25 protein-coding genes are annotated in these 22903 nt (G+C 41.8%); 20 read left to right on the top strand and 5 right to left on the bottom strand.

Annotated elements, in window-relative coordinates; all coding sequences use genetic code 11:
• Window positions 1–167 precede the first annotated feature (167 nt).
• The 11 genes from sufC to V514_RS0108665 all read left to right on the top strand — a co-directional run bounded on the left by sufC (window position 168) and on the right by V514_RS0108665 (window position 12267).
• Complete coding sequence (gene sufC, locus V514_RS0108715) at window positions 168–950, top strand: Fe-S cluster assembly ATPase SufC (protein ID WP_029499573.1); 783 nt, start codon at window positions 168–170, stop codon at window positions 948–950.
• 19 nt (window positions 951–969) lie between these two features.
• Complete coding sequence (gene sufD, locus V514_RS0108710) at window positions 970–2277, top strand: Fe-S cluster assembly protein SufD (protein WP_029499572.1); 1308 nt, start codon at window positions 970–972, stop codon at window positions 2275–2277.
• A complete protein-coding gene (locus tag V514_RS0108705; protein WP_029499571.1) occupies window positions 2277–3503 on the top strand; it encodes a cysteine desulfurase in 1227 nt (408 codons plus the stop codon). The genes sufD and V514_RS0108705 overlap by 1 nt, the downstream gene beginning before the upstream one ends.
• On the top strand, window positions 3496–3930 hold the full coding sequence (sufU, locus tag V514_RS0108700; protein WP_035944541.1) for a Fe-S cluster assembly sulfur transfer protein SufU: 435 nt from the start codon (window positions 3496–3498) through the stop codon (window positions 3928–3930). Before V514_RS0108705 ends, sufU begins: the two co-directional genes overlap by 8 nt.
• A gap of 21 nt (window positions 3931–3951) precedes the next feature.
• The gene (gene sufB / locus V514_RS0108695) at window positions 3952–5349 is read left to right on the top strand and encodes a Fe-S cluster assembly protein SufB (RefSeq protein WP_029499569.1); all 1398 of its coding nucleotides are present in this window, start codon (window positions 3952–3954) and stop codon (window positions 5347–5349) included.
• 1202 nt (window positions 5350–6551) lie between these two features.
• Window positions 6552–7415 (top strand): DUF72 domain-containing protein, encoded by an 864-nt coding sequence (locus V514_RS0108690; RefSeq protein ID WP_029499568.1) that lies wholly within the window; start codon window positions 6552–6554, stop codon window positions 7413–7415.
• A gap of 3 nt (window positions 7416–7418) precedes the next feature.
• A complete protein-coding gene (locus V514_RS0108685; protein WP_029499567.1) occupies window positions 7419–8243 on the top strand; it encodes a sulfite exporter TauE/SafE family protein in 825 nt (274 codons plus the stop codon).
• A 14-nt stretch (window positions 8244–8257) separates the two neighbouring features.
• Window positions 8258–9610: a bifunctional metallophosphatase/5'-nucleotidase gene (locus V514_RS0108680; RefSeq protein ID WP_029499566.1), complete on the top strand. Its 1353-nt coding sequence runs from the start codon at window positions 8258–8260 to the stop codon at window positions 9608–9610.
• An 85-nt stretch (window positions 9611–9695) separates the two neighbouring features.
• Window positions 9696–10814 carry an HD-GYP domain-containing protein gene (locus V514_RS0108675; protein ID WP_029499565.1) on the top strand — a complete coding sequence of 373 codons (1119 nt, stop codon included), beginning with the start codon at window positions 9696–9698 and terminating at the stop codon, window positions 10812–10814.
• Window positions 10815–10963: 149 nt separating this feature from the next.
• Entirely contained in the window at window positions 10964–11890 is a 927-nt protein-coding gene (gene lipA / locus V514_RS0108670; protein ID WP_029499564.1) for a lipoyl synthase, read from the top strand.
• 20 nt (window positions 11891–11910) lie between these two features.
• A complete protein-coding gene (locus tag V514_RS0108665; protein WP_029499563.1) occupies window positions 11911–12267 on the top strand; it encodes a YutD family protein in 357 nt (118 codons plus the stop codon).
• Window positions 12268–12327: 60 nt separating this feature from the next.
• On the opposite strand, the gene V514_RS0108660 is transcribed toward V514_RS0108665, so the two are convergent.
• A complete protein-coding gene (locus V514_RS0108660) occupies window positions 12328–12591 on the bottom strand; it encodes a DUF3055 domain-containing protein (protein WP_029499562.1) in 264 nt (87 codons plus the stop codon).
• An 82-nt stretch (window positions 12592–12673) separates the two neighbouring features.
• Here V514_RS0108660 and V514_RS0108655 point away from each other — a divergent pair, with 82 nt between their 5' ends.
• On the top strand, window positions 12674–13126 hold the full coding sequence (locus V514_RS0108655; protein ID WP_029499561.1) for a DUF86 domain-containing protein: 453 nt from the start codon (window positions 12674–12676) through the stop codon (window positions 13124–13126).
• On the top strand, window positions 13127–13888 hold the full coding sequence (locus tag V514_RS0108650) for a TIGR01457 family HAD-type hydrolase (RefSeq protein ID WP_029499560.1): 762 nt from the start codon (window positions 13127–13129) through the stop codon (window positions 13886–13888). It begins immediately after the preceding gene.
• 45 nt (window positions 13889–13933) lie between these two features.
• Here the strand turns inward: V514_RS0108650 and V514_RS0108645 are convergent, their stop codons facing one another.
• Window positions 13934–14185, bottom strand: coding sequence for a YuzB family protein (locus tag V514_RS0108645; protein ID WP_029499559.1), 252 nt, complete (start codon window positions 14183–14185; stop codon window positions 13934–13936).
• A gap of 174 nt (window positions 14186–14359) precedes the next feature.
• On the opposite strand from V514_RS0108645, the gene V514_RS0108640 reads away from it, so the two are divergent.
• Complete coding sequence (locus V514_RS0108640) at window positions 14360–15430, top strand: NAD(P)/FAD-dependent oxidoreductase (RefSeq protein WP_029499558.1); 1071 nt, start codon at window positions 14360–14362, stop codon at window positions 15428–15430.
• Window positions 15431–15514: 84 nt separating this feature from the next.
• On the opposite strand, the gene V514_RS0108635 is transcribed toward V514_RS0108640, so the two are convergent.
• Entirely contained in the window at window positions 15515–16804 is a 1290-nt protein-coding gene (locus V514_RS0108635) for an MFS transporter (RefSeq protein WP_029499557.1), read from the bottom strand.
• Window positions 16805–17171: 367 nt separating this feature from the next.
• Window positions 17172–17495, bottom strand: a complete 324-nt coding sequence (locus V514_RS0108630; RefSeq protein WP_029499556.1) for a YuzD family protein — start codon at window positions 17493–17495, stop codon at window positions 17172–17174.
• 80 nt (window positions 17496–17575) lie between these two features.
• On the opposite strand from V514_RS0108630, the gene V514_RS0108625 reads away from it, so the two are divergent.
• Window positions 17576–17797, top strand: a complete 222-nt coding sequence (locus tag V514_RS0108625) for a NifU family protein (RefSeq protein WP_029499555.1) — start codon at window positions 17576–17578, stop codon at window positions 17795–17797.
• Window positions 17798–17858: 61 nt separating this feature from the next.
• On the opposite strand, the gene V514_RS0108620 is transcribed toward V514_RS0108625, so the two are convergent.
• The gene (locus V514_RS0108620; RefSeq protein ID WP_029499554.1) at window positions 17859–18533 is read right to left on the bottom strand and encodes a DUF2225 domain-containing protein; all 675 of its coding nucleotides are present in this window, start codon (window positions 18531–18533) and stop codon (window positions 17859–17861) included.
• A gap of 133 nt (window positions 18534–18666) precedes the next feature.
• Between V514_RS0108620 and V514_RS0108615 the strand changes: the two genes are divergently transcribed.
• From V514_RS0108615 to V514_RS0108595, 5 genes are all read left to right on the top strand, one after another.
• Entirely contained in the window at window positions 18667–19032 is a 366-nt protein-coding gene (locus V514_RS0108615; RefSeq protein WP_029499553.1) for a HesB/IscA family protein, read from the top strand.
• A 116-nt stretch (window positions 19033–19148) separates the two neighbouring features.
• Window positions 19149–20354, top strand: a complete 1206-nt coding sequence (locus V514_RS0108610; protein WP_029499552.1) for an NAD(P)/FAD-dependent oxidoreductase — start codon at window positions 19149–19151, stop codon at window positions 20352–20354.
• 70 nt (window positions 20355–20424) lie between these two features.
• Window positions 20425–20916 carry an NUDIX domain-containing protein gene (locus V514_RS0108605; RefSeq protein WP_029499551.1) on the top strand — a complete coding sequence of 164 codons (492 nt, stop codon included), beginning with the start codon at window positions 20425–20427 and terminating at the stop codon, window positions 20914–20916.
• 105 nt (window positions 20917–21021) lie between these two features.
• Window positions 21022–22284 (top strand): hypothetical protein, encoded by a 1263-nt coding sequence (locus tag V514_RS0108600; RefSeq protein ID WP_029499550.1) that lies wholly within the window; start codon window positions 21022–21024, stop codon window positions 22282–22284.
• 2 nt (window positions 22285–22286) lie between these two features.
• Window positions 22287–22850, top strand: coding sequence for a DUF5366 family protein (locus V514_RS0108595; RefSeq protein WP_239584686.1), 564 nt, complete (start codon window positions 22287–22289; stop codon window positions 22848–22850).
• The last annotated feature ends 53 nt before the right edge of the window (window positions 22851–22903 follow it).

Below are 22903 nucleotides of genomic sequence, written 5' to 3'. Positions count from 1 at the left end.
TTTTACGTCGCTACTATTATAGGAAATCTTTTCATAGCAACGATTAAGGAATCTACTTGAGAATGAAATTCAAATGGTTGCAATCACTTTTTAATTAAGTTAAGATTAGAATGATTTAAATTAAGAATGGATACGCCATTCGGGAAACGCAAACGGAGGGTATTAGAATGTCAACTTTAGAAATTAAAGATCTTCATGTTTCAATCGAAGACAAGGAGATTTTAAAAGGCGTTAACTTAACGCTAAATACAAACGAAGTACATGCAATCATGGGTCCTAACGGTACTGGTAAATCAACATTAGCTTCAGCAATTATGGGTCACCCTAAATACGAAGTAACTTCAGGTGAAATTTTACTTGACGGTGAAAACGTATTAGAAATGGAAGTAGACGAACGCGCTCAAGCTGGTCTATTCCTAGCGATGCAATATCCATCAGAAATCGCTGGTGTTACAAACGCAGACTTCTTACGTTCAGCAATCAATGCTCGTCGTGAAGAAGGCGATGAAATTTCAATCATGAAATTCATCAAGCAATTAGATAAAACAATGGACTTCTTAGAAATGCCAGAAGAAATGGGCCAACGTTACTTAAACGAAGGTTTCTCTGGCGGTGAGAAAAAACGTAACGAAATTCTTCAATTAATGATGATTAAACCAAAATTCGCTGTACTTGATGAAATCGACTCAGGTCTTGATATCGATGCACTTAAAATCGTGTCAAAAGGGATTAACGAAATGCGCGGCGAAGGCTTCGGCTGCTTAATGATCACGCACTACCAACGCTTACTTAACTACATCACACCTGACCACGTTCACGTAATGATGCAAGGTAAAGTTGTAAAATCTGGTGGTTCTGAACTAGCACAACGTTTAGAAGCGGAAGGTTATGACTGGATCAAAGAAGAACTAGGCATTAAAGATACAAACGCAGTAGTAGAAGAAGCATAATCGAGGAGGACGAGCACAGATGACGGTTGAAACAAAACTTGCTTTAACAGCCGAAGATGTACGCTCTTTCTCTGAAGCTCAAGGCGAACCAACATGGTTTGCAGAGCTTCGCGAACGTGCTCTTGCGGAAGTTGAAAACTTAGATATGGTTAAACCAGATAAAACAAACATTGAGAAATGGGACTTCTTCAATTTCCCAGCTCATACAGTTGAATCTGACACATACGCTTCATTAGCTGAGCTACCTGAAGCTGTAAAACAAATCGTAGACGTTGAAGGTCAACAAAACGTTTACATCCAACGCAACAACACACCAGCTTTCCTTCAAGTAACTGAAGAGTTAGCAGCACAAGGTGTCATTATGACAGATATTTTCACAGCACTGAAAGAGCATGGCGAGTTAGTACAAAAATTCTTCATGACAGAAGCTGTGACAGTAGATGAGCATAAATTAACAGCATTACACGCAGCATTAATGAACGGTGGCGTATTCATCTACGTGCCAAAAGATGTTGAAGTAGCAGCGCCATTACAATCTGTATTCTACGTTGATAATGCAGATGCTTCATTATTCAACCACGTATTAATCGTGGCAGATACAAACTCAAAAGTAACATACGTTGAAAACTATTTCTCAGGCGTAGCATCTAACAACACACAAGCAAACATCGTAACAGAAGTGATCGCTCGCGATGGCGCGAAAATTACGTTTGGCGCAGTTGATACATTAGATGCAGGCTTCACAACATATGTAAACCGTCGCGGTGAAACATTACGTGATGCTGAAATCGACTGGGCATTAGGCTTAATGAACAATGGTGATACAATCGCAGAAAGCATTACACATTTACGCGGTGATGGTTCTGTAGCAGATACGAAAACAGTTGTTGTTGGTAGCGGCAAACAAAACCAAAACTTCACAACAGAAGTTCGTAACTGGGGTAAAGCATCATTAGGTAACATTTTAACGCATGCCGTTGTAAAAGATTCAGCACGCGCTATCTTTAACGGTATTGGTAAAATCGAACACGGCGCAACAAAAGCAGACGCACAACAAGAATCACGCGTTTTAATGCTTTCAAAAGACGCTCGCGGCGATGCGAACCCAATTCTTCTTATTGAAGAAGACGATGTAACGGCAGGACACGCAGCTTCAGTAGGTCGCGTTGATGAAATGCAACTTTACTACTTAATGAGCCGCGGTATTTCTCGTACAGACGCTGAAAGACTTATCATCCATGGCTTCCTTGAACCTGTTGTTTCTCAACTTCCAATCGAAGGTGTGAAAAAACAATTAATCGAAGTTATCGAAGGGAAAGTAAAATAATGATCAAAGACGACATTCGTAGCTATTTTCCAATCTTAAACCAAGAAATTAATGGTAACCCACTTGTTTATTTAGACAGCGCGGCTACTTCGCAAAAACCGATTCAAGTAATTGAAGCACTTAAAAACTACTATGAGTTAGACAACTCGAACGTACACCGTGGCGTCCATACGCTAGGTAACCGTGCTACAGACGCTTATGAAGGCGCTCGTGAAAAAGTTCGTCAGTTTATTAACGCAAAATCAACTGACGAAGTTATTTTCACACGTGGTACAACTACTGGTTTAAATATGGTGGCAGCAAGCTACGGTCGTGCAAACGTTTCAGAAGGTGATGAAATTGTCATCACGTATATGGAACACCATTCGAACTTAATCCCATGGCAACAACTAGCGAAAGCTACTGGTGCTACATTAAAATATATCGATATGCAACCAGACGGTACATTAGCGATGGCTGATATCGAAAAAACAATTACCGATAAAACAAAAATTGTTGCGATGACATTCGCATCAAACGTTTTAGGTACACATAACCCAATTAAAGAAGTGGCAGCGATTGCTCATAAACACGGTGCAGTCATCGTTGTTGATGGTGCGCAAGGCGTTCCACACTTCCATACAGACGTACAAGATTTAGATTGCGATTTCCTGGCATTCTCAGGTCATAAAATGTGCGGTCCAACTGGTGTTGGTGTATTATATGGTAAAAAAGAACACCTCGAAAAAATGGAGCCTGTCGAATTCGGTGGCGAAATGATTAACTTTGTTGGTTTATATGACTCAACTTGGGCGGATCTTCCAGCTAAATTTGAAGCAGGTACACCAATTATTGCCGGCGCAATTGGTCTTGGCGCAGCAATCGATTTCTTAAACGATATCGGTATGGATAATATTCTTGCGCATGAGCAAGAATTATCAAAATATGCGTTCGAAGCGTTAACAACGATCGATGGCCTAACGATTTACGGCCCTCAAGATCCAATGGAACGTTCAGGTCTTGTGACATTCAACATTGATGATGTTCACCCACATGACCTAGCAACGGCGCTAGACAGCCAAGGTATTGCCGTTCGTGCAGGGCATCACTGTGCACAACCATTAATGAAATGGTTAAATTGCGTAGCGACTGCACGCGCAAGCTTCTACGTGTACAACACGAAAGAAGAAATCGACAAGCTCGCTGACGGGGTGCGCTTCACGAAGGAGTATTTCGGAAATGTCTAATTTAGATCAACTATATCGTTCAGTAATTATGGACCACTATAAAAAACCACGTAACAAAGGAACTCTTGAAGGCTCGAATGTACAGCTTGATATGAACAACCCAACATGTGGTGACCGCATTCATTTAACACTTCAAGTCGATGACAACATCGTAACCGATGCAAAATTCGAAGGCGAAGGTTGCTCAATCTCGATGTCATCTGCATCGATGATGACACAATTGATTAAAGGCAAAACCATTGATGAAGCGGTAGAACTAGCACACACATTCTCAGAAATGATGCTAGGTCACGAGCACGATGAAGATGTAGACCTTGGTGATGTGGAAGCATTACAAGGCGTATCTCAATTCCCAGCACGTATTAAATGTGCAACATTGGCTTGGAAAGCGATGGAAAAAGGGATTAACGAACAAATTAAAAAATAAGCTTTGAACGGAGGAGAAATAATGGCTAAACAAATGCCCGAAATCAGCGAGTACGAATATGGTTTCCACGACAAAGACGTATCGATTTTCCGTACAGAACGCGGTCTTACTCCTGAAATCGTAAAAGAAATTTCTCGTATGAAAGACGAACCACAATGGATGTTAGATTTCCGTCTGAAATCTTTAGATATTTTCTATTCAAAACCAATGCCACAATGGGGTGGCGACCTTTCAGGATTAGACTTCGATGAAATTACGTACTACGTAAAACCATCTGAAGGCGCTGAAAAATCTTGGGATGAAGTACCGGATGAAATCAAAGCAACATTTGATAAATTAGGTATTCCTGAAGCTGAACAAAAGTATCTTGCTGGTGTATCAGCACAATACGAATCTGAAGTTGTTTACCACAACATGAAGGAAGACCTTGAAAAAATGGGTGTCGTCTTCAAAGATACAGATTCAGCACTTAAAGAAAACGAAGAGTTATTCAAAGAATACTTTGGTAAAGTAATCCCTCCTGCAGACAACAAGTTCTCAGCACTTAACTCTGCAGTATGGTCAGGTGGTTCATTCATCTACGTACCAAAAGGTGTTAAATTAGACACACCTCTACAAGCTTACTTCCGTATTAACTCTGAAAACATGGGTCAATTCGAACGTACGCTAATCATCGTTGATGACGACGCATCTGTACACTACGTTGAAGGTTGTACAGCGCCTGTTTACACAACAAGCTCTCTTCACTCAGCAGTCGTAGAAATCATCGTTAAAAAGAACGCTTATTGCCGTTACACAACGATCCAAAACTGGGCAAACAACGTTTACAACTTAGTAACAAAACGTACGGTTGTAGAAGAGCACGGTACAATGGAATGGGTTGATGGTAACATCGGTTCTAAATTAACAATGAAATACCCAGCATGTATCTTAAAAGGCGAAGGCGCACGTGGTATGACATTATCAATCGCTATCGCTGGCCGCGGCCAAAACCAAGATACAGGTGCAAAAATGATTCACTTAGCACCAAACACATCTTCAACAATCGTATCAAAATCAATCTCTAAACACGGCGGTAACGTAACATACCGTGGACAAGTGAAATTCGGTAAAAAAGCGACAAACGCGCGCGCCAACATCGAATGTGATACGTTAATTATGGATAACGAATCAACATCTGATACAATTCCATACAACGAAGTTATGAATGACCAAATTTCTTTAGAGCATGAAGCAAAAGTTTCAAAAGTATCTGAAGAACAATTATTCTATTTAATGAGCCGCGGTATTTCTGAGCAAGAAGCAACAGAAATGATCGTAATGGGCTTCATTGAACCATTCACAAAAGAACTTCCAATGGAATACGCAGTAGAAATGAACCGCCTAATCAAATTTGAAATGGAAGGTTCGATTGGTTAATTAAGTGATGAAAACACCGTTTAGTGCTGACGGGCGTTTATAGTTCCTGACAAGCGGCGTTCTTCGTCGCGTCGGAAGGAACGAAACGACCCGAAGCACTGGTGTTTGAATCCGGATAGGGTCTGCTGGACGCAGACGCGGTAAGCGTTGCCGCAAGTATGCGGCGAAGTTAGCTTACCTTCCTTTGTCACAAAACAAGGACCAATCAGTTACAAAAAGACGAAACTCTTAACGAGAGTTTCGTTTTTTTATTTATTTGAAAGAATATCGGAAGGAACGAAACAACCCAAAGAGTTAGCGCTTGAATCCGGATAGCCAGTAAGTGATGAATCGACTCGTTCTGCTAGACGCTTACCCACCTTAACAAAACCAATTAACTGCATTAAAAAACGAGGTCTCGCTTAGAGATCTCGTTTTTTTGTCTTGGCTTCTCATGAATGCGCCGTTGCACTTTGACACAGTGCCATGCGAACGCGCTTGTCGTATTTGAGCTGTCAGAACTGGCTATGAGCTCAAGAAGCGTGTTTTGGATACAACATAGTTGAGAATAAGTGACAAAACGGGACCATTCACGTGCGAAAAAATATACGTTTACTAAATATAATGCAAATCCTGTCAACAAAAATTTTTATTTAGGATAACAAGCGCATATTTTTAGTAGTTGCAAGCAAGCGAGTGGGGATGTTTTTACCGAAAACAGGACAAAAGCGGTCGATTTTAGCGCTCTGACGGGCATTTTTTGCATGAAATTTCGCGCTAGAACAAGAACGGTGTCATTTATTCAACGCAAAACAAAAAAGCGACATCGCGTAATGTTTTGCGTGGTGTAGTGATGCGAAATCAGCCCGTAAACAACGAAACAGGGTCAAAAATCGTCCTCTAACGGGCATTTTTTGTGCGTTTTTGTTGACGCTGTTTACAATCATTTCACAACTATCGCCATAGAACTAATAATTATATGTCATTTGTAAATAATGAAACAAATAGTTATGAAAAGTGTGAGGCGATGTCCTTAGTGTTGGCGCATAGTTGGAAATATGTCGTATCGAAAACACGCTACTTGGGCTCTCAGCTATTTTTTGATGAATGATTTCTAACGATCGATGAGGTTTTAAATTTTTCGTTTCTTTTGAGTGCAACGCGTAGAGCCAATGAAATAGCTGTGATATGATATTTAATATTAGAAATGGAGGCTGAACATGATGATTTATGTAGGCTTAACGGGTTGGGGAGACCATCCAGATGTTTATAGTGAAACGACATCTGCACGCGATCGTTTATTTGATTATAGTGGTCACTTCCCAGTAGTCGAGGTGGATACATCGTTTTATGCGATTCCATCTGAGAAAAATGTCTTGAAGTGGGTTGATGAGACACCTGATCAATTTAAGTTTATCGTCAAAGGTTATCGTGGGATGACCGGACATTTACGCGGGGAAAAAGATGCTTATTTTGAGACGAAGGACGAGATGTTTGAAGCATTTCGAAAAGCGATTGCGCCATTTCAACGAGCTGGAAAACTAGCAGCAGTTTTGATGCAATTTCCGCCGTGGTTTGATTGCCAGTTTAAAAACGTGAACTATTTGCGTTACGTCAAACAACAGCTTGGCGATTTTCCAGTTGCAGTTGAGTTCCGAAATCGTACGTGGTACACCGAGCAATATATGGACGGAACGCTGACGTTACTGCGCGAGTTAAAATTTATTCATACCGTCTGTGATGAGCCACAAGCAGGTGAAGGCTCGGTGCCACTTGTGCCAATCGCAACGGCAGATACCGCGTTTGTGCGCATTCATGGTCGTAATGTACATGGCTGGTTACAAAATGGGCGCAGTCAAGAAGATTGGCGTAAAGTGCGCTGCTTGTATAATTATAATGATGCGGAGCTCCATGAGATTGCGGCGCACATTCAAAAGCTCGCAAAAACGACGCGGCATGTCTATGTCGTGTTTAATAATAATTCTGGCAAAGATGCGGCGCATAACGCCAAGGAGCTGCTTGAAATTTTAAATGTGCATTATGATGGGCTTGCACCAAAGCAACTTGATTTATTTGAAGGAGACTAACAGATGACGGCAGCATTGTTGATTATCGTATTGGCGATTTTATCAGGCATCGTCGGCGCAGTTGTAGGCCTCGGCGGTGGCATTATTTTAGTACCGGCATTACTGTATTTTGGCATTTCACAAGGATTGATGAGCGATTTAACGCCGCAAAGCATCGTCGGTTTATCGGTTGTCATGATGATTTTTACGGGCTTGTCATCGACGCTTGCTTTTATGAAGGCGAAAACAGTTGATTATAAAAGTGGTTTTATTTTCTTTATCGGCAGCGTTCCAGGGGTTATTTTAGGAGCTGCGGTCAATCGTGTCATGGACGTACCATCATTTGAATTGTATTTTGGTATGTTAATGATTATTCTCGCGCTTATTTTAATCATGCGCGACCGTTTAAAGCCCGTCAATTGGTTTGTCGAGCATGGTACGAAGCGTACGCTCACCGATGCAGACGGGCATACATACACGTATGGCTACCCAATTTGGTTTGCGATTTTGGCGTCATTTTTCATTAGCTTTGCGTCGGGATTATTTGGCATTGGTGGCGGTTCGATGATCGTGCCGATGATGCTAATTTTATTTTTATTCCCGGCACATGTCGCCGTTGCAACGTCGATGTTTTTAGTGTTTTTAACGTCAATTGTCAACTCTGGCGCGCATTGGTATTTTGGTCATATCCCGTGGCATTACGTTATTCCGGTTGTCATTGGGGCAATGATTGGGGGCAAACTAGGCGCAGAGCTAAATAGGCGTCTAAACTCAAAAACCGTCGTATTATTCCTGCGTGTGATGTTATTAATTATGGGGATTCGCTCGATTGTGTCGAGCTTATTATAAAGAGGTGAGTGGACTTGGAAAAAATTCATATTTATCATACGAATGATGTGCACAGCCATCTCGAGTCATGGCCGCGTACGCGAAGCTATTTGCAAGAGCGCCGCGCGTTTCATGAACAGCATGACGAAGCTTGTTTTGTATTAGATATTGGCGATTTTATTGATCGCTCGAATATTTTTACGGAAGCAACATTAGGAAAATCGAGTGTGACATTATTAAATGAAGCAAAGTATGATGCCGTAACAATTGGCAATAATGAAGGCATAACACTGGCGAAAGAGGCGTTAAATCAACTTTATGACCAGGCTGATTTTGATATTATCGTCAACAATTTGAAGGAATCAAATGGCGAGATGCCAGCATGGGCACAGCCCTATCATGTTTATACGCTTGCATCGGGTGTGAAGTTAGCGGTTGTCGCGGCAACTGCGCCATTCCCGGATTATTACAATAACTTAGGCTGGCGTATTGACGATCCGTTTACGTGCTTGCATGAATCGATTGCTGAGGCGCGTAAGAAAGCGGATATTATTGTCTGTATGTCGCATTTAGGTTTAACTGCCGATGAACGACTTGCTGAGCAGGAGGGCGATGTAACGCTTATTTTTGGCTCACATACGCATCATGTGCTTGAGCAAGGGAAATACATCAATCAATCGCTTTTAACCGGAGGCGGCAAATATGGCCGTTATATCGGGCATTCGATTATTCATTTTGATGATGGCGTTCAACACGTTGAAACCGAACTTATCGAGACAGCGAGCTTGCCACCAGAACGCGGCGAGCATCGCGAAGTAGCGGCACAACAGCGCTACGGCGAGGAGTTACTTGATGTCGAAGTGTTTGAAACGACACGCTTTTACAATAAGGAATGGTATCATTACTCGAAGTTGTCGCATTTTTTTGCCGAGGCGCTGCTTGATTTCTCAGATGCGGACTGTGCCTTTTTCAATGCCGGCATCTTTTTAACCGATATGAATAAAGGTGCTGTGACGGCGCTTGATATTCATCGAATGTTGCCGCATCCAATCAATGCGTGCGTTGTGGAATTAACGGAAGCACAACTGCGTGAGATGCTGGCGATTATTGATGACGCGCACGATTGGCCGCGCCGTGAATTGCGTGGCTTAGGCTTCCGCGGGAATGTCGTTGGGAAGATGTTGACGTATCATATAACGCAAAAAGATGGCAATCTAGTTGTAGATGGCAAGCCATTAGTGCCAGGTGACACCGTAAAAGTGGTCACGCTTGATATGTTTACGTTTGGCTGGTTTTTCCCGGAATTAAAAGTATTGCCAAAAACGTATTTATTACCGCAATTTTTGCGCGATATACTAACAATTTATGGTTATAAATACTTTGCGTAATGTAAATTTTAGAAAATTACATATTCTTATAGGCGCGTATAGTATATAATGTATACATGATTATAGAGTAAATGAGGACAAAAGTATGAGGCTTATATCAACGAAAGTTCTACGAGAAGAGATGGTGATCGCCAAAACGATTTGGAATGAAGCAAGTATGCCACTATTACAACAAGGTGTCCATGTTACAAATCGGATTATTCAACGCTTACAACAGTTAAACGTACAGTATGTTTATATCGATGATAAAATTTCAAAAAATATTGAAGTAGCCGAAGCGATTCCGATAAAAATTCGCAAAGAAGCGGTCAGTAAAATTGAGTCATCATTTAAAACATTAAAGCGTTTAAAAGGGACAGATATTACGTATTGCTTAGAAAAAAGCTCAAAAGATTTCACGAATATTATCAATAGTTTAATGGACAGTATTTTTGATAACGAAGAGTTGCTGACGGTGTTAAGCGATGCGTTTATTTATGATGAATACATTTATCAACATTCACTACAAGTAACAATTTATACGATTTCGATTGCTCATGAAATGAAATATAATGCTGAGGAAGTGCGTCAAATCGGCATTGGCGCGATGCTTCACGATGTTGGGAAAATGTTGATTCCACAAGATATTTTACAAAAACCAGGCCGCTTGACGAACGAAGAGTACGATACGATGAAAAAGCATACCGAGTACGGTTTTGATATGTTGCGCAATTTACATACGATTTCGCTGTTATCGGCGCATTGTGCATTCCAACATCATGAACGTTTAGATGGTAGTGGCTATCCGCGTGGGCTTGTCGACTTTGAAATTCATCCATATGCAAAAATTATTGCAGTAGCAGACGTTTTTGATGCGGTGACGTCAAATCGCGTTTACCGCAATAAATTGCTACCATCAGACGGCTTAGCGATAATTAATGAAGGGGCCGGCACATTGTATGATAAAAAGGTCGTCGAGGCGTTTAATCGCATTATTGCCGCGTATCCAAACGGCACCGTTGTATTGCTAAGTAATGGTCACCGAGGCATCGTCTCAAAGCAAAATCCGACGAATACGATGTGTCCGAAGCTGCGTATTTTTGAAGAGCATGGCGAGCTTGTGAAGGCGACATATGAGCTCGCTTTAGCAGACAGTGACGTCACAATCGTCAAAGTTGAAACCGATTATTTAGAAGCGGAAGAACAAGCGCATACAATACAATAACAACGCGGAAGGCATGTGCTTTTCGTGTTTTTTTGTGTGAAAAAATCCGTATTTGAAATTTCCTAATTTACTGTATTATTAACAAAAAATGTGTTACAGTGACAGATGGGGACGTCATTTAATACACATTTATGAGGAGTTGAAGTTCTATGTCATCATGTAAACCGACATCGAAAGACGAAAAACGACAACACGTCCGCAAACCGGATTGGTTAAAAATTAACATTAAGGCAAATAAGCAATATAAAGAATTAAAAACCTTAATGCGTGAGAAAAACTTGCATACTGTATGTGAAGAAGCGCGATGCCCGAACATCCACGAATGTTGGGGAGAGCGCCGCACAGCAACCTTTATGATTTTAGGCTCTGTTTGTACACGCGCCTGTCGTTTCTGCGCCGTCAAAACAGGTTTGCCAACAGAGCTTGATTTAGCTGAACCGGAACGCGTAGCAGACTCCGTTGTATTAATGAATTTAAAGCACGTCGTTATAACAGTAGTAGCCCGCGATGACTTGAAGGACGGGGGCGCGAGTGTACTGGCTGAAACAGTGCGCGCTATCCGTCGTAAAAGTCCGCAAACTTCGATTGAAGTGTTACCATCTGATATGGGCGGCGTGAAGGACAACATTCAAATCCTAATGGATGCGAAACCCGATATTTTAAACCATAATATCGAAACAGTTCGCCGCTTGACTCCGAGAGTTCGTGCGAAGGCAAAATACGACCGTTCGCTCGAATTTTTACGTCGTTCAAAAGAAATGCAACCTGACATTCCTACAAAGTCATCTCTTATGGTAGGATTAGGGGAGACGGAAGAAGAAATTCTCGAAGTAATGGATGACTTACGTGCCAACGATGTAGATATTATGACAATCGGTCAATATTTACAGCCGACGAAAAAGCATTTACCTGTGCAAAAATACTATGCGCCAATCGAATTTGGTCGCCTGCGTAAAATTGCGATGGAAAAAGGCTTTAAACACTGTGAAGCGGGTCCACTTGTGCGTAGTAGCTATCATGCCGACGAGCAAGTAAATGCTGCCACAAAGGAACGCCAAATGCAGGCCGGTATGTAAGTCACCTAGGAGGGTGAACTATGATTGTTGCGGATCAATATGAATATGAAGTCGTGCAAGATTATCGCAACGCCTTTAATGAAGAAGAATTTAAAGGTCGCTATGCCGACATTTTATCAAAATACGATTATATCGTAGGTGATTGGGGCTACGGTCAATTGCGCTTAAAAGGTTTCTATGAAGATCGAAACCAAAAGGCGACATTCGATACGAAGATTAGCACGCTTGAAGACTACTTATATGAATATTGTAATTTTGGATGTGCTTATTTTATCGTACGAAAAGTCGGCAAAATTGTACCGCCAGCACCGGAGAAAGAAGTTACAGAACAAGTGACGGAACCAGTGCAAGAGCCAACGGAAGCTGCGCCTGAATAGGTGTACTTTTGCTGGCTCAATGAAAAACGGGAATCGCTATTTGCGACGCCCGTTTTTTGTTTACACTAATTCATGTAAGTATTCACGTAGCTCCTGCGCTTCGTCAGCAGGGCGGTTGTAGACGTGCTCTAAGTATCCAGGCTCATCTAAATCGTCTGAACCAATGATCGCAAATTTGCTCATTTGCATGTCCATGACGATGATTTTTCCGTAAAAACGCGTGCTTTGCATAATCGCTAAATCATAGCGCTGACTCTCGCCTGTAAAGCTCACAAAGCGCGTTTGTGTATCTTCCATATCATCATATAAGAAAAATCTATCCATGTTTAATTCTCCTTCCGGTGTTAAAGATATGGTACTATAGTGGAGGAAAGACTATCAACTTTTTTCAATTGGAGGAATTGCTGTGTATTTTATCGACAGTAAAAAAATCACAAAGAATTTAGCATATATGGATGACATCACTGCTGTATTTGAGGCGCGTGACAACTGGTTGGAGGATGCGGTTTCAACGCTTGCATTAGAGCGTATCGCAAACGTTTATATTGAAGCGATTATTGATATCGGGAATACGATGATCGATGGCTTTATTATGCGCGACCCAGGTAGTTATGAAGATATTATTGATATTTTAGTAGATGAAAAAGCGGTACCACCAGAATACGATGCCGATTTAAAATTACTTTTAACATTACGCCGCGTGCTCGTGCGCGACATTCTCGAAGTAGATGACGCCGAAGTATTACGCGTATTAATAGCAGTCGTACCAACAATTAAAAAATTACGTGCGGCAATCGAAGCCTTTGTTGAAAAAGAAATGGGTACGGTTGTGACAGCATTTATTCCTGAGGAAGACTAGATGAAGACGTATGAAGCGTATTGCTTTGACTTAGATGGTACAGTTTACCGCGGTGCGGCGGCGATTCCAGAAGCGGTGGCGTTTATTCACCACTTGCAAGCACAAGGAATCGAACCTTTTTATGTCACGAACAATGCGAAATATACGCAAGCAGCTATTCAACAAAAATTAGCGGTAATGAACCTAGTTGTGCCGGCAGAGCGTATTATGACGTCGTCGATTGCGACGGCGAAATATATCGCAAAACACTATCCGAATCAAACGGTAAAAGTGCTCGGTCAGCAAGGGTTACAACAAGCCATCGCAGCGGAAAATATTCGTGTTGTAAGCGAGCAGCCGGATATTGTTGCGCAAGGATTGACCGTAAATATTTCGTATGAGGCGCTAGAAGATATTTGTTATGACATTCAAAACGGAGCGAAGCATATTGCAACAAATGGCGATTTGAAATTGCCAAACGAGCATGGCTTTGCGCCGGGGAATGGCTCATTCGTGCAGCTCGTGCAAAATGTGACGGGTGTCGAGCCGCTTTATATCGGCAAGCCAGCACCGCATATGTTAGAAATTATTCGCGATAGCTTTGGCTTTACGAAAGCGGATATGCTCATGATTGGTGACAACTACGATACGGATATTTTAGTCGGCATTGATTATGGGATTGATACGCTCCATGTCGATACCGGCGTGACGCGTCAAGCGGACGTTCAAACAAAACAAGCACAGCCAACGTACTATGCGAAAACATTAGCAGCGTGGCTATAACAATAAAAAAACGGGTACATGTGTCATAGCATGTGCCCGTTTTTTTTAAAAATCGTAAGCTGAAAACATCGGGTTATTGTCGATGGCTTCGTAAATATTTTTCAGTAATTCTTCTGGTGTGGCCCCTTCGACAATATCCCCTTCAACGACTGCATATAATGATTCTGAGCAACGGGTACAAAAGCTAAGGCAACCGTACTCAAGCACTTCAACGTTTGGGTCTTTTTCAAGTGCTTCATAGACGGATTGCGCGCCCATTGCTAGATTGCTGACACAAAATTCTACTAATGGATTCAAGTTTGTCACCTCTAATAGTGAATCGTACTATAGATTTATGCGCCGCGTCAACGAAACGAAATTTAATTGTGAAAGTTATCACAAAGATATTGTGAAAAGTATCACAATCATTTATACTCGTAAAGGATAGAAAAGTTTGTAACTAAATTGTCACATAAAAAAGGAGCATCCCTGATGAAAAACTTAGTATTATTAGGCGGCGGTTACGGTAATATGCGCGTATTATTACGCCTACTTCCGAACAACCTTCCCCAAGACGTTCAGATTACATTAGTAGACCGCGCCCCATATCACAGTTTAAAAACAGAATTTTACGCACTTGCTGCAGGTACAACACCAGAGAGTCATATTCGTGTACAATTCCCTGAACACGAACGCTTAAAAATTGTCTACGGTGAAGTCGTAAAAATCGATCGTGCAAACAATGCTGTTGTTTTCGCAGATGGTCAAGAATTAGCATATGATGACCTTGTTATTGGCCTAGGTTGTGAAGATAATTATCACAACGTCCCTGGCGCTGAGGAGTTCACGTATTCGATTCAAACGATGGCGAAATCACGCATTGCGTACGATAAAATTAGTGCACTACCAGCTGGCGCAACTGTAGCAGTAGTAGGTGCTGGTTTATCAGGTATCGAGCTTGCATCTGAATTACGCGAAAGCCGTTCAGATTTAAAAATTAAATTATTCGACCGCGGCGCACGTATTTTAAAAGACTTCCCAGAACGTCTTAGCCGCTACGTGCAAAAATGGTTCGACAAAAATGATGTTGATGTCGTATCAGAATCAGACATTACAAAAGTCGAACAAGGCGCACTTTACAACCATGAAGATCGCATCGATGCGGACTTAATCGTGTGGACAGCAGGGATTCTTCCGGTAGCGGTTGCACGTGAAGTCGATGGTGTTGAAATGGAACGCGGCCGCATTAAAATTACAGAACATTACCATTTACCAGTAGATGAGCACGTCTTTGTTGTTGGCGACTGTGCACATTCTTCAGTAGGTGGACCAAGTGCGCAATTAGCCGAAGAACAAGGCGAACGTATTGCGATCGTTCTTCAAAAACGATGGAAAGGTGAAGCCGTTCCTGCACAGCTTGCACCAATCAAATTAAAAGGCTTTATGGGCGCATTAGGTAAAAAACAAGGGTTCGTTAACTTAGGTGATGCGACGGTAACAGGCCGCGTAGCACGTATGATGAAATCTGGTTTATTATGGATGTACAAAAACCAAAACGGTTAAGCAGTTGTTCATGCTGCAACATGGATAAATGCAAAAAGGAGGTATCGCTTCGCGCGATGCCTCCTTTTTTATGTTCTATGTTGCTTATGCTTGTTTTTCGGTAGATGCTGGTGCATCCCATGTCCCTTTTTTCACATGCGCCTCTTTATCGCGGAATGCTAGGATAACGAATAACATGTTGATCACTAATAACACGATAACGGCAATCATCGCTGGCGTGTAGCTACCAGTGAAGTCTAATACATAACCATAACCTGGTAAGGCAACGATTGATGCTACTGCTAGACCAATTGAAACACTTGAATAAATACGGCTATAATCACGTGTACCGAATAACGCTGTTGTTAATGCTGGTGCAAGTGTTGTAATCGATGCAGAAATGAAACCGAACAATACAGCGGCTACAAACAGAATGCTTGGTGTAGAAGCAAAGAGGATAAATAAAAGAATACCGATAATCCCCATAGTCATAGCGCCAATCGCTGTAAATTTAGCACCGATTTTATCGACTAAGACACCAAAGACAAGTGCACCTACTAAAGTACCGATAGCATAGACACTCATTAGTGTACCTGCAAATGCTACACTGTAGCCATTTTGTGCTAAGTACGTTGGAATGTGCACAGCGAAACTCGCAACACTTGTAATAATAAAGAAGAATGCAGCTAATAATAAAAATGCTTTTGATTTTTTCGCGTTTTCAAATGCCATACCAACAACTGAGTCATCGATAGCGCCATCGGCATGTGCTGTTGTTTCTTCAGCGCCTAACGGTAAGATGTTTTTATCTTGTGGACGAGAGCGTAATAATAAGATTGCCACTGGTAAAACGATGGCGATAATTCCTAAACCAACTGAAATATAAGTCATACGCCAGCCGATTGATTCAATCATATTCCCAACAATCGGTTGAATAATCGCTGCTAATAAGCCTGCAACCGCTCCCATAATACCAAGTGCTAAACCGCCATGTGTTTTAAACCAACGAGCGATTAAAATAGGACCTAACAATAGTGTAATTGGTACTGTACCAGCTGCTAGTGGAATCGCAAGGATGTACCAACCCCATACAGAGTTCATTAAACCGAAAGCTGCAAATGAACCACCTTGTAAAATAACGGCGATAGAAATAAGTAAACGAACGTCATACTTTTCAAACAGTTTACCAGCGAATGGTAACATAACGAGTGTCATAATGGCCCCAACGCTTAAATAAAGTGTTAAGTTCCCCATACCAATGCCTAAATCCGTAGAAACAGGTGTTAAAAATAGACTAGCGCCGTTTGTGATAGCACCTTTCGCTAGACCAAGTACAAGACTAATGCCGATTAAAATAACCCAGGCAAAGTGAAATGATTTTTTTTGTGTAGACATATGAATGCCTCCTTAAAGGAATATATTATTTAGCGCTGTATTAATGAGTGCCAAAACTGTACTATATAAAAATCAACTAGTATAGGTATAGATGAGTTTTTTAACTCTTTAATTCTTCACTCCATGAATTTTAATGTTAAAAGTTTTTAAAATAAATGTTTTTGTTTCATGTTTCTACAAAAATACTCGTTTTTCGTCCTTAAAGGTTAAAAATAACGTATATGTGACAGGGATATTGCAATTTTAACGTTACATAGACGTCTTTTTCGCTGAGATTGTTAGCATTTGTTTGCAACTTTTATGTGCATAAACAAAAAAACTGTCATACTATCGAATTTTCGAATAGTGTGACAGTTTCCGCTAAACATTAAGCGTGAAATCCTAATTTTTCAAGTTCTTTGTAAATCGGTTTCAATTGAATATAGCCTTCGCCGATCACTTCATTGTTAATGAGGACAAGTGGATAAAAGAATTCATCGTCTTGTACGCGCGATGCCCAGTCTTTATGGCGTTCATTCTCAATTGGCTGTTCGATATTAATGTAATTGATAGTATAGACTTGCCCGGGATATTTGCGATCAATTGCTGCTTGCAACCATTCATAAGTGTCTTTTGACGATGGCGCATTCACGCAACTAGCGCACTGAACGTCTGCCCCAAAAATTTCAATTTCAATTGGTTCATTTGTCATTTCTTTGCCCTCCGTGTTTCTTTAATGGATTTTTTAGCTTATAGACATTATAATGATTTTAGAGAGAGGAGTCGATACGAATGTTAGATCAAGTACAAGAAGTTCTAGACAAATTACGTCCGTTCCTATTACGCGATGGCGGCGACTGTGAATTAGTAGACATTGAGGATGGCGTTGTAAAATTACGCTTACTAGGTGCATGCGGTAGCTGCCCAAGTTCTACAATTACATTAAAAGCCGGTATTGAACGTGCACTATTAGAAGAAGTGCCAGGCGTTGTTGAAGTAGAGCAAGTATTCTAAGACACAATGAATGACGATATAAATAAGGAGAGCTCGCTAGATGGCGAGCTCTCCTTTTTCGCTATTGTACTTGTCGCATTTCATTCCAGGCGTCTTTAGCCATGTCGATAATTTTTGCTTCATTTGAAGTTCGTTGTTGCTCGATGACGCTTGAAAAATAACGAATGGCTGTTTCGCGGTCGTCTAAACGGCGCGATAATTCGGCTGTTAAATAAGCAACGCGCACCTCGGTCATACCGCTATTAGCATAGTCACCAGTTGAAAAGGACTCGACATATTGATCGCGCGCGATACGCATAAAGCGACGTTCGGCATCATGTTGCTCAAGTGAGCGATAAATCCATGCACAGCGCATCGCTAGGCCAGCGAGTGTCACATGTTTTTCTTTTTTGATTTGACCAGAAACGAGCCCGAGTTGATACGCTTGAAGTGCTTGCTCAGGAGAACGCTTGCCGGAAAAGTCATGATGTACCCATTTGTTGCTAATTTGTTGTTCGATAACATCGGATGTGCCAGGCATAAAATATTTACTGAAATCTTCGGTAAATGCAAAGCCGCAATGCTCGCAGACAAAGACGTTGTAAAAGTAGCCGTTGACATCATTTTCATAAACAGGGCGAAAATCTGTATCGGTTGACGCAATTTTCAGCATTTTTGTACGGATTTTTGTCGTGTTAAATTTCTTTTTACAATGAATGCAATCGACTTGTTTTTCATAGTAAGGAGATACGTCCATTTAGAGTCCTCATTTCTTATATACTATAGTAGGTCTATTATATCATTTGTTTTAAAAAAAGAAACGAGTTCAACTATTTTACGACCGCGCTGAAAATTGATATGATATGACTGTAGAGAAAGCAGGTGTAAATATGACAAAACATGTGGTAGATATTACAGAGGCAGCTGTTTTCCATATTAACGAAATGATGGAAAACAACGATGAACAAAACGCATTTTTACGCGTTTCAGTAAAAGGTGGCGGTTGCAGCGGTTTAACGTATGCAATGGGCTTTGATACAGAAGTGACGCCTGAAGATGAAGCGTATGAAGAATTTGGCTTAAATATTGTTGTCGCAAAACAAGATATTCCTATTTTAAATGGCACAGTAATCGACTTTAAACAATCGCTGATGGGCGGCGGTTTTACAATCGATAATCCAAATGCCATTGCAGCGTGTGGTTGCGGGACGTCATTCCGTACAGCAAAAAATGCTGGTACGCCAGGAAACTGTTAATTACTCAGTCTTTGTACAATCGTGTGCAAAGACTTTTTTTATTCCCTTTTTTTGGGCATCGTGCATTTGTTCATGGTATTGTAATAGTAAATACTTTTTAGAAGGTGGTTCACGCGATGGAAAAAACGAAGATTGTCATTGTTGGTGCAGGATACGGTGGCTTAGCGACAGCCGTCACATTGCAACGTAAAGTGAAAGCAGACAATGTGGACATTACATTGATTAATAAAAATGATTACCATTACGAAACGACATGGTTGCACGAGGCGGCGGCCGGTGTTATTTCAGCGAATGATGTGTGCTATGAAATTGAGCCACTTTTAAAAGAGTCGGTGACATTTGTGCAGGCGACTGTCGAGGAGCTTGATGTCGATAGCAAGCAAGTAGTGACGACGAATGGCACATTTGACTATGATTATTTAGTTGTCGGGTTAGGCTTTGAAGTGCAAGATTATGGCATTCCAGGCATTAAAGCGCATGCGCAGTCCATTTCAAATGCGCTCGCTGCTGCTAAAATTTGGACGCATTTAAATGCGCAATTTGCGATGTATGAACAACAGCAAAGTCCAGAGTATGCGACAATTGTTGTTGGCGGTGCTGGGTTTACCGGCATTGAATTTCTCGGTTCATTGCTCGACCAATTACCGAAACTCGCACAAGTGTATCATATTCCACAAGACGTTCTACGCGTCGTGTGTGTCGAAGCGGATACAACTATTTTACCGGGCTTTTCAGAGGAGTTATCAACGTATGCGAAAGCGCAACTTGAAGCGCGCGGTGTCGAATTTTTAACGCAAACGGCTGTCATTGGGGCGACGGATAAAGCGGTAACGATTCGCTCACAACAACAAGAAGAAGTGATAGCGACAACAACGCTCGTGTGGACAGCTGGCGTAAAAGGCTCTGCTGTCATTGAACGGTCTTCATTACAATCAACAAGCGGGCGCGTACAAGTACTGCCGACATTAAATGTAAAGGGTTACAATGAAGTATTTATCGTCGGCGATTCGGCGATTGTTACGGACCGTTATAACCAAAAAGCGTATGACCCGACAGCGCAAATTGCGATGCAACAAGGGGAAGCGATTGCGAATAATTTACAACATTTATTAGATGGTGAGCCGCTGACACCATTTATGCCAAACTTAAAAGGTTCCGTTTGCTCGCTCGGTAGTGGAGACGGCGTGGCGCTTGTGAAAGAGCGTGAATATACAGGGCGTAAAGCGGCTGTACTGAAAAAAATGATTGATAATCATGCGTTGTTTTTAGTTGGTGGACCGAGCTTGATTGCAAAGAAGGGGAAGTTTAATATCTTTAAGTAGCTAAAATTTTCTTTTTTGCGCATTTCCTCGTACACTAAAGTAGTGAGTTGTAAGAAGGAGATGATCGCCGATGGATAATAATGAACGCAGTCGTGTTTGGCTTGGCGTCGCAGGGTTGGTCGAAAATGAACTTGGTGAATGGCTCGTGGTCATGAAGCGATACGGTGGCCTAGATGGCAAATGGTCGCTTCCGGCGGGTTTTGTAAAACCAGGTGAAACGGTCGATGAAGCATGCCAGCGTGAATTAAAAGAAGAGACGAATGTGCATGCCTCAATGCAAGGGTTTTTAGGATTCCGTACAGGTGTCCTGCAGTATGATATTAGCGATAATTTAGCGGTTTTTTATTTGACGGCACATACAGCAGAGCAACACTTAGAGGCGCAGTTAGATGAGCTTTACGAAGTTCGTTGGATGGCTCCAGAAGACTTGGCGGATGACCCGCGCACATCGCTGATGATTTTAGAATTGCTCGACTTAAAACTACAAGCAAAGCCAATTAAACTCGATGAAATCGAGGATGATAATGTATTTGGCTATACAGCGTATAAATTATTTTTTTAATACGAATGAAAGCGAGATGAGAAGGGGATACCTACTCATCTTGTTTTTTGCATTCATGCGACTATCGACATGGTATAATAAAAGCGGTAAAAATGAGGTGATGCCATGAACTATCGAATAGAACAGCAACAACAGCCGAGCGATGTGATAATCGTCGGTGTTTCGCGTCATCAGCAGGCAGTTCCTAAATGGGCGGAATTTGTCGCGGCGCAACAAGTGCCACTCGATGCGTGGATTAAGTCGGGCGATATTCAGCTATCGACAGGCGCATTGACGGTCATTCCAGTGGCGAGTGGGCGCATTCTTTTTGTTGGGCTTGACCATCGCAAAAAAATTAGCGCAGCAGAGTTAACGGCGATGTTTGAAGCAGTTGGCGCGCTCATGCATGAACGCAAATGGCGCAGCGCCTCGATGATGCTTGAAACATTTTATATGCCGCAATTTACAGCATTAGAAATCGCAGAGCACGCACTCGCAGCCATTCGTTATGGCAGCTATCATGTCTACGGCTATCAAACTTTTTCAAATGAGGCCGATGTATCGGTAGATGAACTTATTTTCATAACGGATAATGCACTTGATTTAACAGAAACACATCGCGCGAGTGAGCAGCTTGCAGTGTGGCGGGCTTATGCGCATGAACCGGTGAATGTGCTGACTGCGGCGCGTATCGAGGAACATGTAGTGGCCTACTGCGTGGCACAACAACTAGCTTGTCATGTGCTCCGTTATGAAGACGCGGCTGAACTAGGATTTGGCGCGCTCTGTGCGGCTTATGAACAAGATGTACGCATCGTTCTCGTCAATGCAACATTGTATGCACAACATACCGTTGTTGGCGCGTTTGCAGTTGGAGAGACGATGCCGCTATGGAATGCACTCGATGCAGTAGTCGCGACGCACTCGATGGCCGTTTTCGCGTTTGGCACATTGAAGACGTTGCCGGCGCAGCATGTCATTACGACAATGAGTGGGAAAACATTAGAATTGCGCGATGGGGCGCTCGCGCGTGATGTCGCGCTTGTCGATGTGTTAGCATTTGCAACGACGCAGCGCGTGCTATCGATCACCAGCGTGTCACCGCTTAGCGCAGAAGGCAAAGTTGTTTTTGGTGCCGATGGGTGTATGGCATACACGACGAGTGAAGCGCCAGCAGTAGATTTAGTCATACAAGCACGTGCTCCTAAACCGAGTGCACTTGCTGATGCGGTCGTAGAAAACCGTACGGAAGGTAGCGTTGTTGCGCGCGCCGCATTGTATCGTTTATTTGCGCCAGCACGCTGGGTTCATTTAGAGTTACCTGCATCTGCAAGACAGCAACAGTCGCTGTTAGGGCAGTGGCTACGAAATTTAGTTAAAGAGGATTAAACATGATTAAAAACCCTTATTTATATAGTTATTTACCATTGATTACGATTATTTTATTTAGCCTGACGTTTGGTTTATATAGCGTGAATGAAGCGGTTATTTTATTCCGTAAAATCGGCGTTTATGGCGGTATGCGTGAGTTTTTATCAGAAGTGCAAATGCGCGTGTTATTACTCATCGTTTTTTCAACGCTGTATTTTATGGTGTTTTCGGCATTGAAACTGATTGGCGAAACGATTCATAATGTCGGCATGCTCTTTTTTACGAAAGATTCGATTGATAGTGCCATCAACAAAACGCGTGGCGGCAGTATCATCTTTTTCTTTGGTTCATTACTATCGGTTGTTGGCGTAACGAATAGTTACATTTTAGTCGCTATTTTCATCGCTACAGCATTTATTTATTTTATTTATGTTACATACAAAATGAGCGACGTGATTTCATTTGGCGCTGTACTTGGCGTTATGTTATTTGAAATCGTGATTTGGGCCGTTATTTTAGCATTGCTCGCCTATACGATTTTTAAGCTATACAACGGGATTGTGTCGAGCTTACCGTTCAATTAAAAAAAGAGGCTTTGACAAAACAGTTCATTTTCCTTTTTTAGCGTTCGCAACGA

It is taken from the genome of Kurthia huakuii LAM0618, from assembly GCF_000505545.1.
Taxonomy (GTDB): domain Bacteria; phylum Bacillota; class Bacilli; order Bacillales_A; family Planococcaceae; genus Kurthia; species Kurthia huakuii.
This window is presented reverse-complemented; position numbering and strand designations above follow the sequence as displayed.

What these genes read in the sequence shown, in the direction of transcription:
- sufB (WP_029499569.1), top strand. Translation starts at nt 3,952, where the DNA reads ATGGCTAAACAAATGCCCGAAATCAGCGAGTACGAATATGGTTTCCAC.
- V514_RS0108605 (WP_029499551.1), top strand. Translation starts at nt 20,425, where the DNA reads ATGGATAATAATGAACGCAGTCGTGTTTGGCTTGGCGTCGCAGGGTTG.
- V514_RS0108600 (WP_029499550.1), top strand. Translation starts at nt 21,022, where the DNA reads ATGAACTATCGAATAGAACAGCAACAACAGCCGAGCGATGTGATAATC.
- lipA (WP_029499564.1), top strand. Translation starts at nt 10,964, where the DNA reads ATGTCATCATGTAAACCGACATCGAAAGACGAAAAACGACAACACGTC.
- V514_RS0108610 (WP_029499552.1), top strand. Translation starts at nt 19,149, where the DNA reads ATGGAAAAAACGAAGATTGTCATTGTTGGTGCAGGATACGGTGGCTTA.
- V514_RS0108595 (WP_239584686.1), top strand. Translation starts at nt 22,287, where the DNA reads ATGATTAAAAACCCTTATTTATATAGTTATTTACCATTGATTACGATT.
- V514_RS0108650 (WP_029499560.1), top strand. Translation starts at nt 13,127, where the DNA reads ATGAAGACGTATGAAGCGTATTGCTTTGACTTAGATGGTACAGTTTAC.
- V514_RS0108705 (WP_029499571.1), top strand. Translation starts at nt 2,277, where the DNA reads ATGATCAAAGACGACATTCGTAGCTATTTTCCAATCTTAAACCAAGAA.
- sufD (WP_029499572.1), top strand. Translation starts at nt 970, where the DNA reads ATGACGGTTGAAACAAAACTTGCTTTAACAGCCGAAGATGTACGCTCT.
- V514_RS0108690 (WP_029499568.1), top strand. Translation starts at nt 6,552, where the DNA reads ATGATTTATGTAGGCTTAACGGGTTGGGGAGACCATCCAGATGTTTAT.
- sufC (WP_029499573.1), top strand. Translation starts at nt 168, where the DNA reads ATGTCAACTTTAGAAATTAAAGATCTTCATGTTTCAATCGAAGACAAG.
- V514_RS0108620 (WP_029499554.1), bottom strand. Translation starts at nt 18,533, where the DNA reads ATGGACGTATCTCCTTACTATGAAAAACAAGTCGATTGCATTCATTGT.
- V514_RS0108675 (WP_029499565.1), top strand. Translation starts at nt 9,696, where the DNA reads ATGAGGCTTATATCAACGAAAGTTCTACGAGAAGAGATGGTGATCGCC.
- V514_RS0108660 (WP_029499562.1), bottom strand. Translation starts at nt 12,591, where the DNA reads ATGGATAGATTTTTCTTATATGATGATATGGAAGATACACAAACGCGC.
- V514_RS0108665 (WP_029499563.1), top strand. Translation starts at nt 11,911, where the DNA reads ATGATTGTTGCGGATCAATATGAATATGAAGTCGTGCAAGATTATCGC.
- V514_RS0108635 (WP_029499557.1), bottom strand. Translation starts at nt 16,804, where the DNA reads ATGTCTACACAAAAAAAATCATTTCACTTTGCCTGGGTTATTTTAATC.
- V514_RS0108625 (WP_029499555.1), top strand. Translation starts at nt 17,576, where the DNA reads ATGTTAGATCAAGTACAAGAAGTTCTAGACAAATTACGTCCGTTCCTA.
- sufU (WP_035944541.1), top strand. Translation starts at nt 3,496, where the DNA reads ATGTCTAATTTAGATCAACTATATCGTTCAGTAATTATGGACCACTAT.
- V514_RS0108640 (WP_029499558.1), top strand. Translation starts at nt 14,360, where the DNA reads ATGAAAAACTTAGTATTATTAGGCGGCGGTTACGGTAATATGCGCGTA.
- V514_RS0108630 (WP_029499556.1), bottom strand. Translation starts at nt 17,495, where the DNA reads ATGACAAATGAACCAATTGAAATTGAAATTTTTGGGGCAGACGTTCAG.
- V514_RS0108615 (WP_029499553.1), top strand. Translation starts at nt 18,667, where the DNA reads ATGACAAAACATGTGGTAGATATTACAGAGGCAGCTGTTTTCCATATT.
- V514_RS0108685 (WP_029499567.1), top strand. Translation starts at nt 7,419, where the DNA reads ATGACGGCAGCATTGTTGATTATCGTATTGGCGATTTTATCAGGCATC.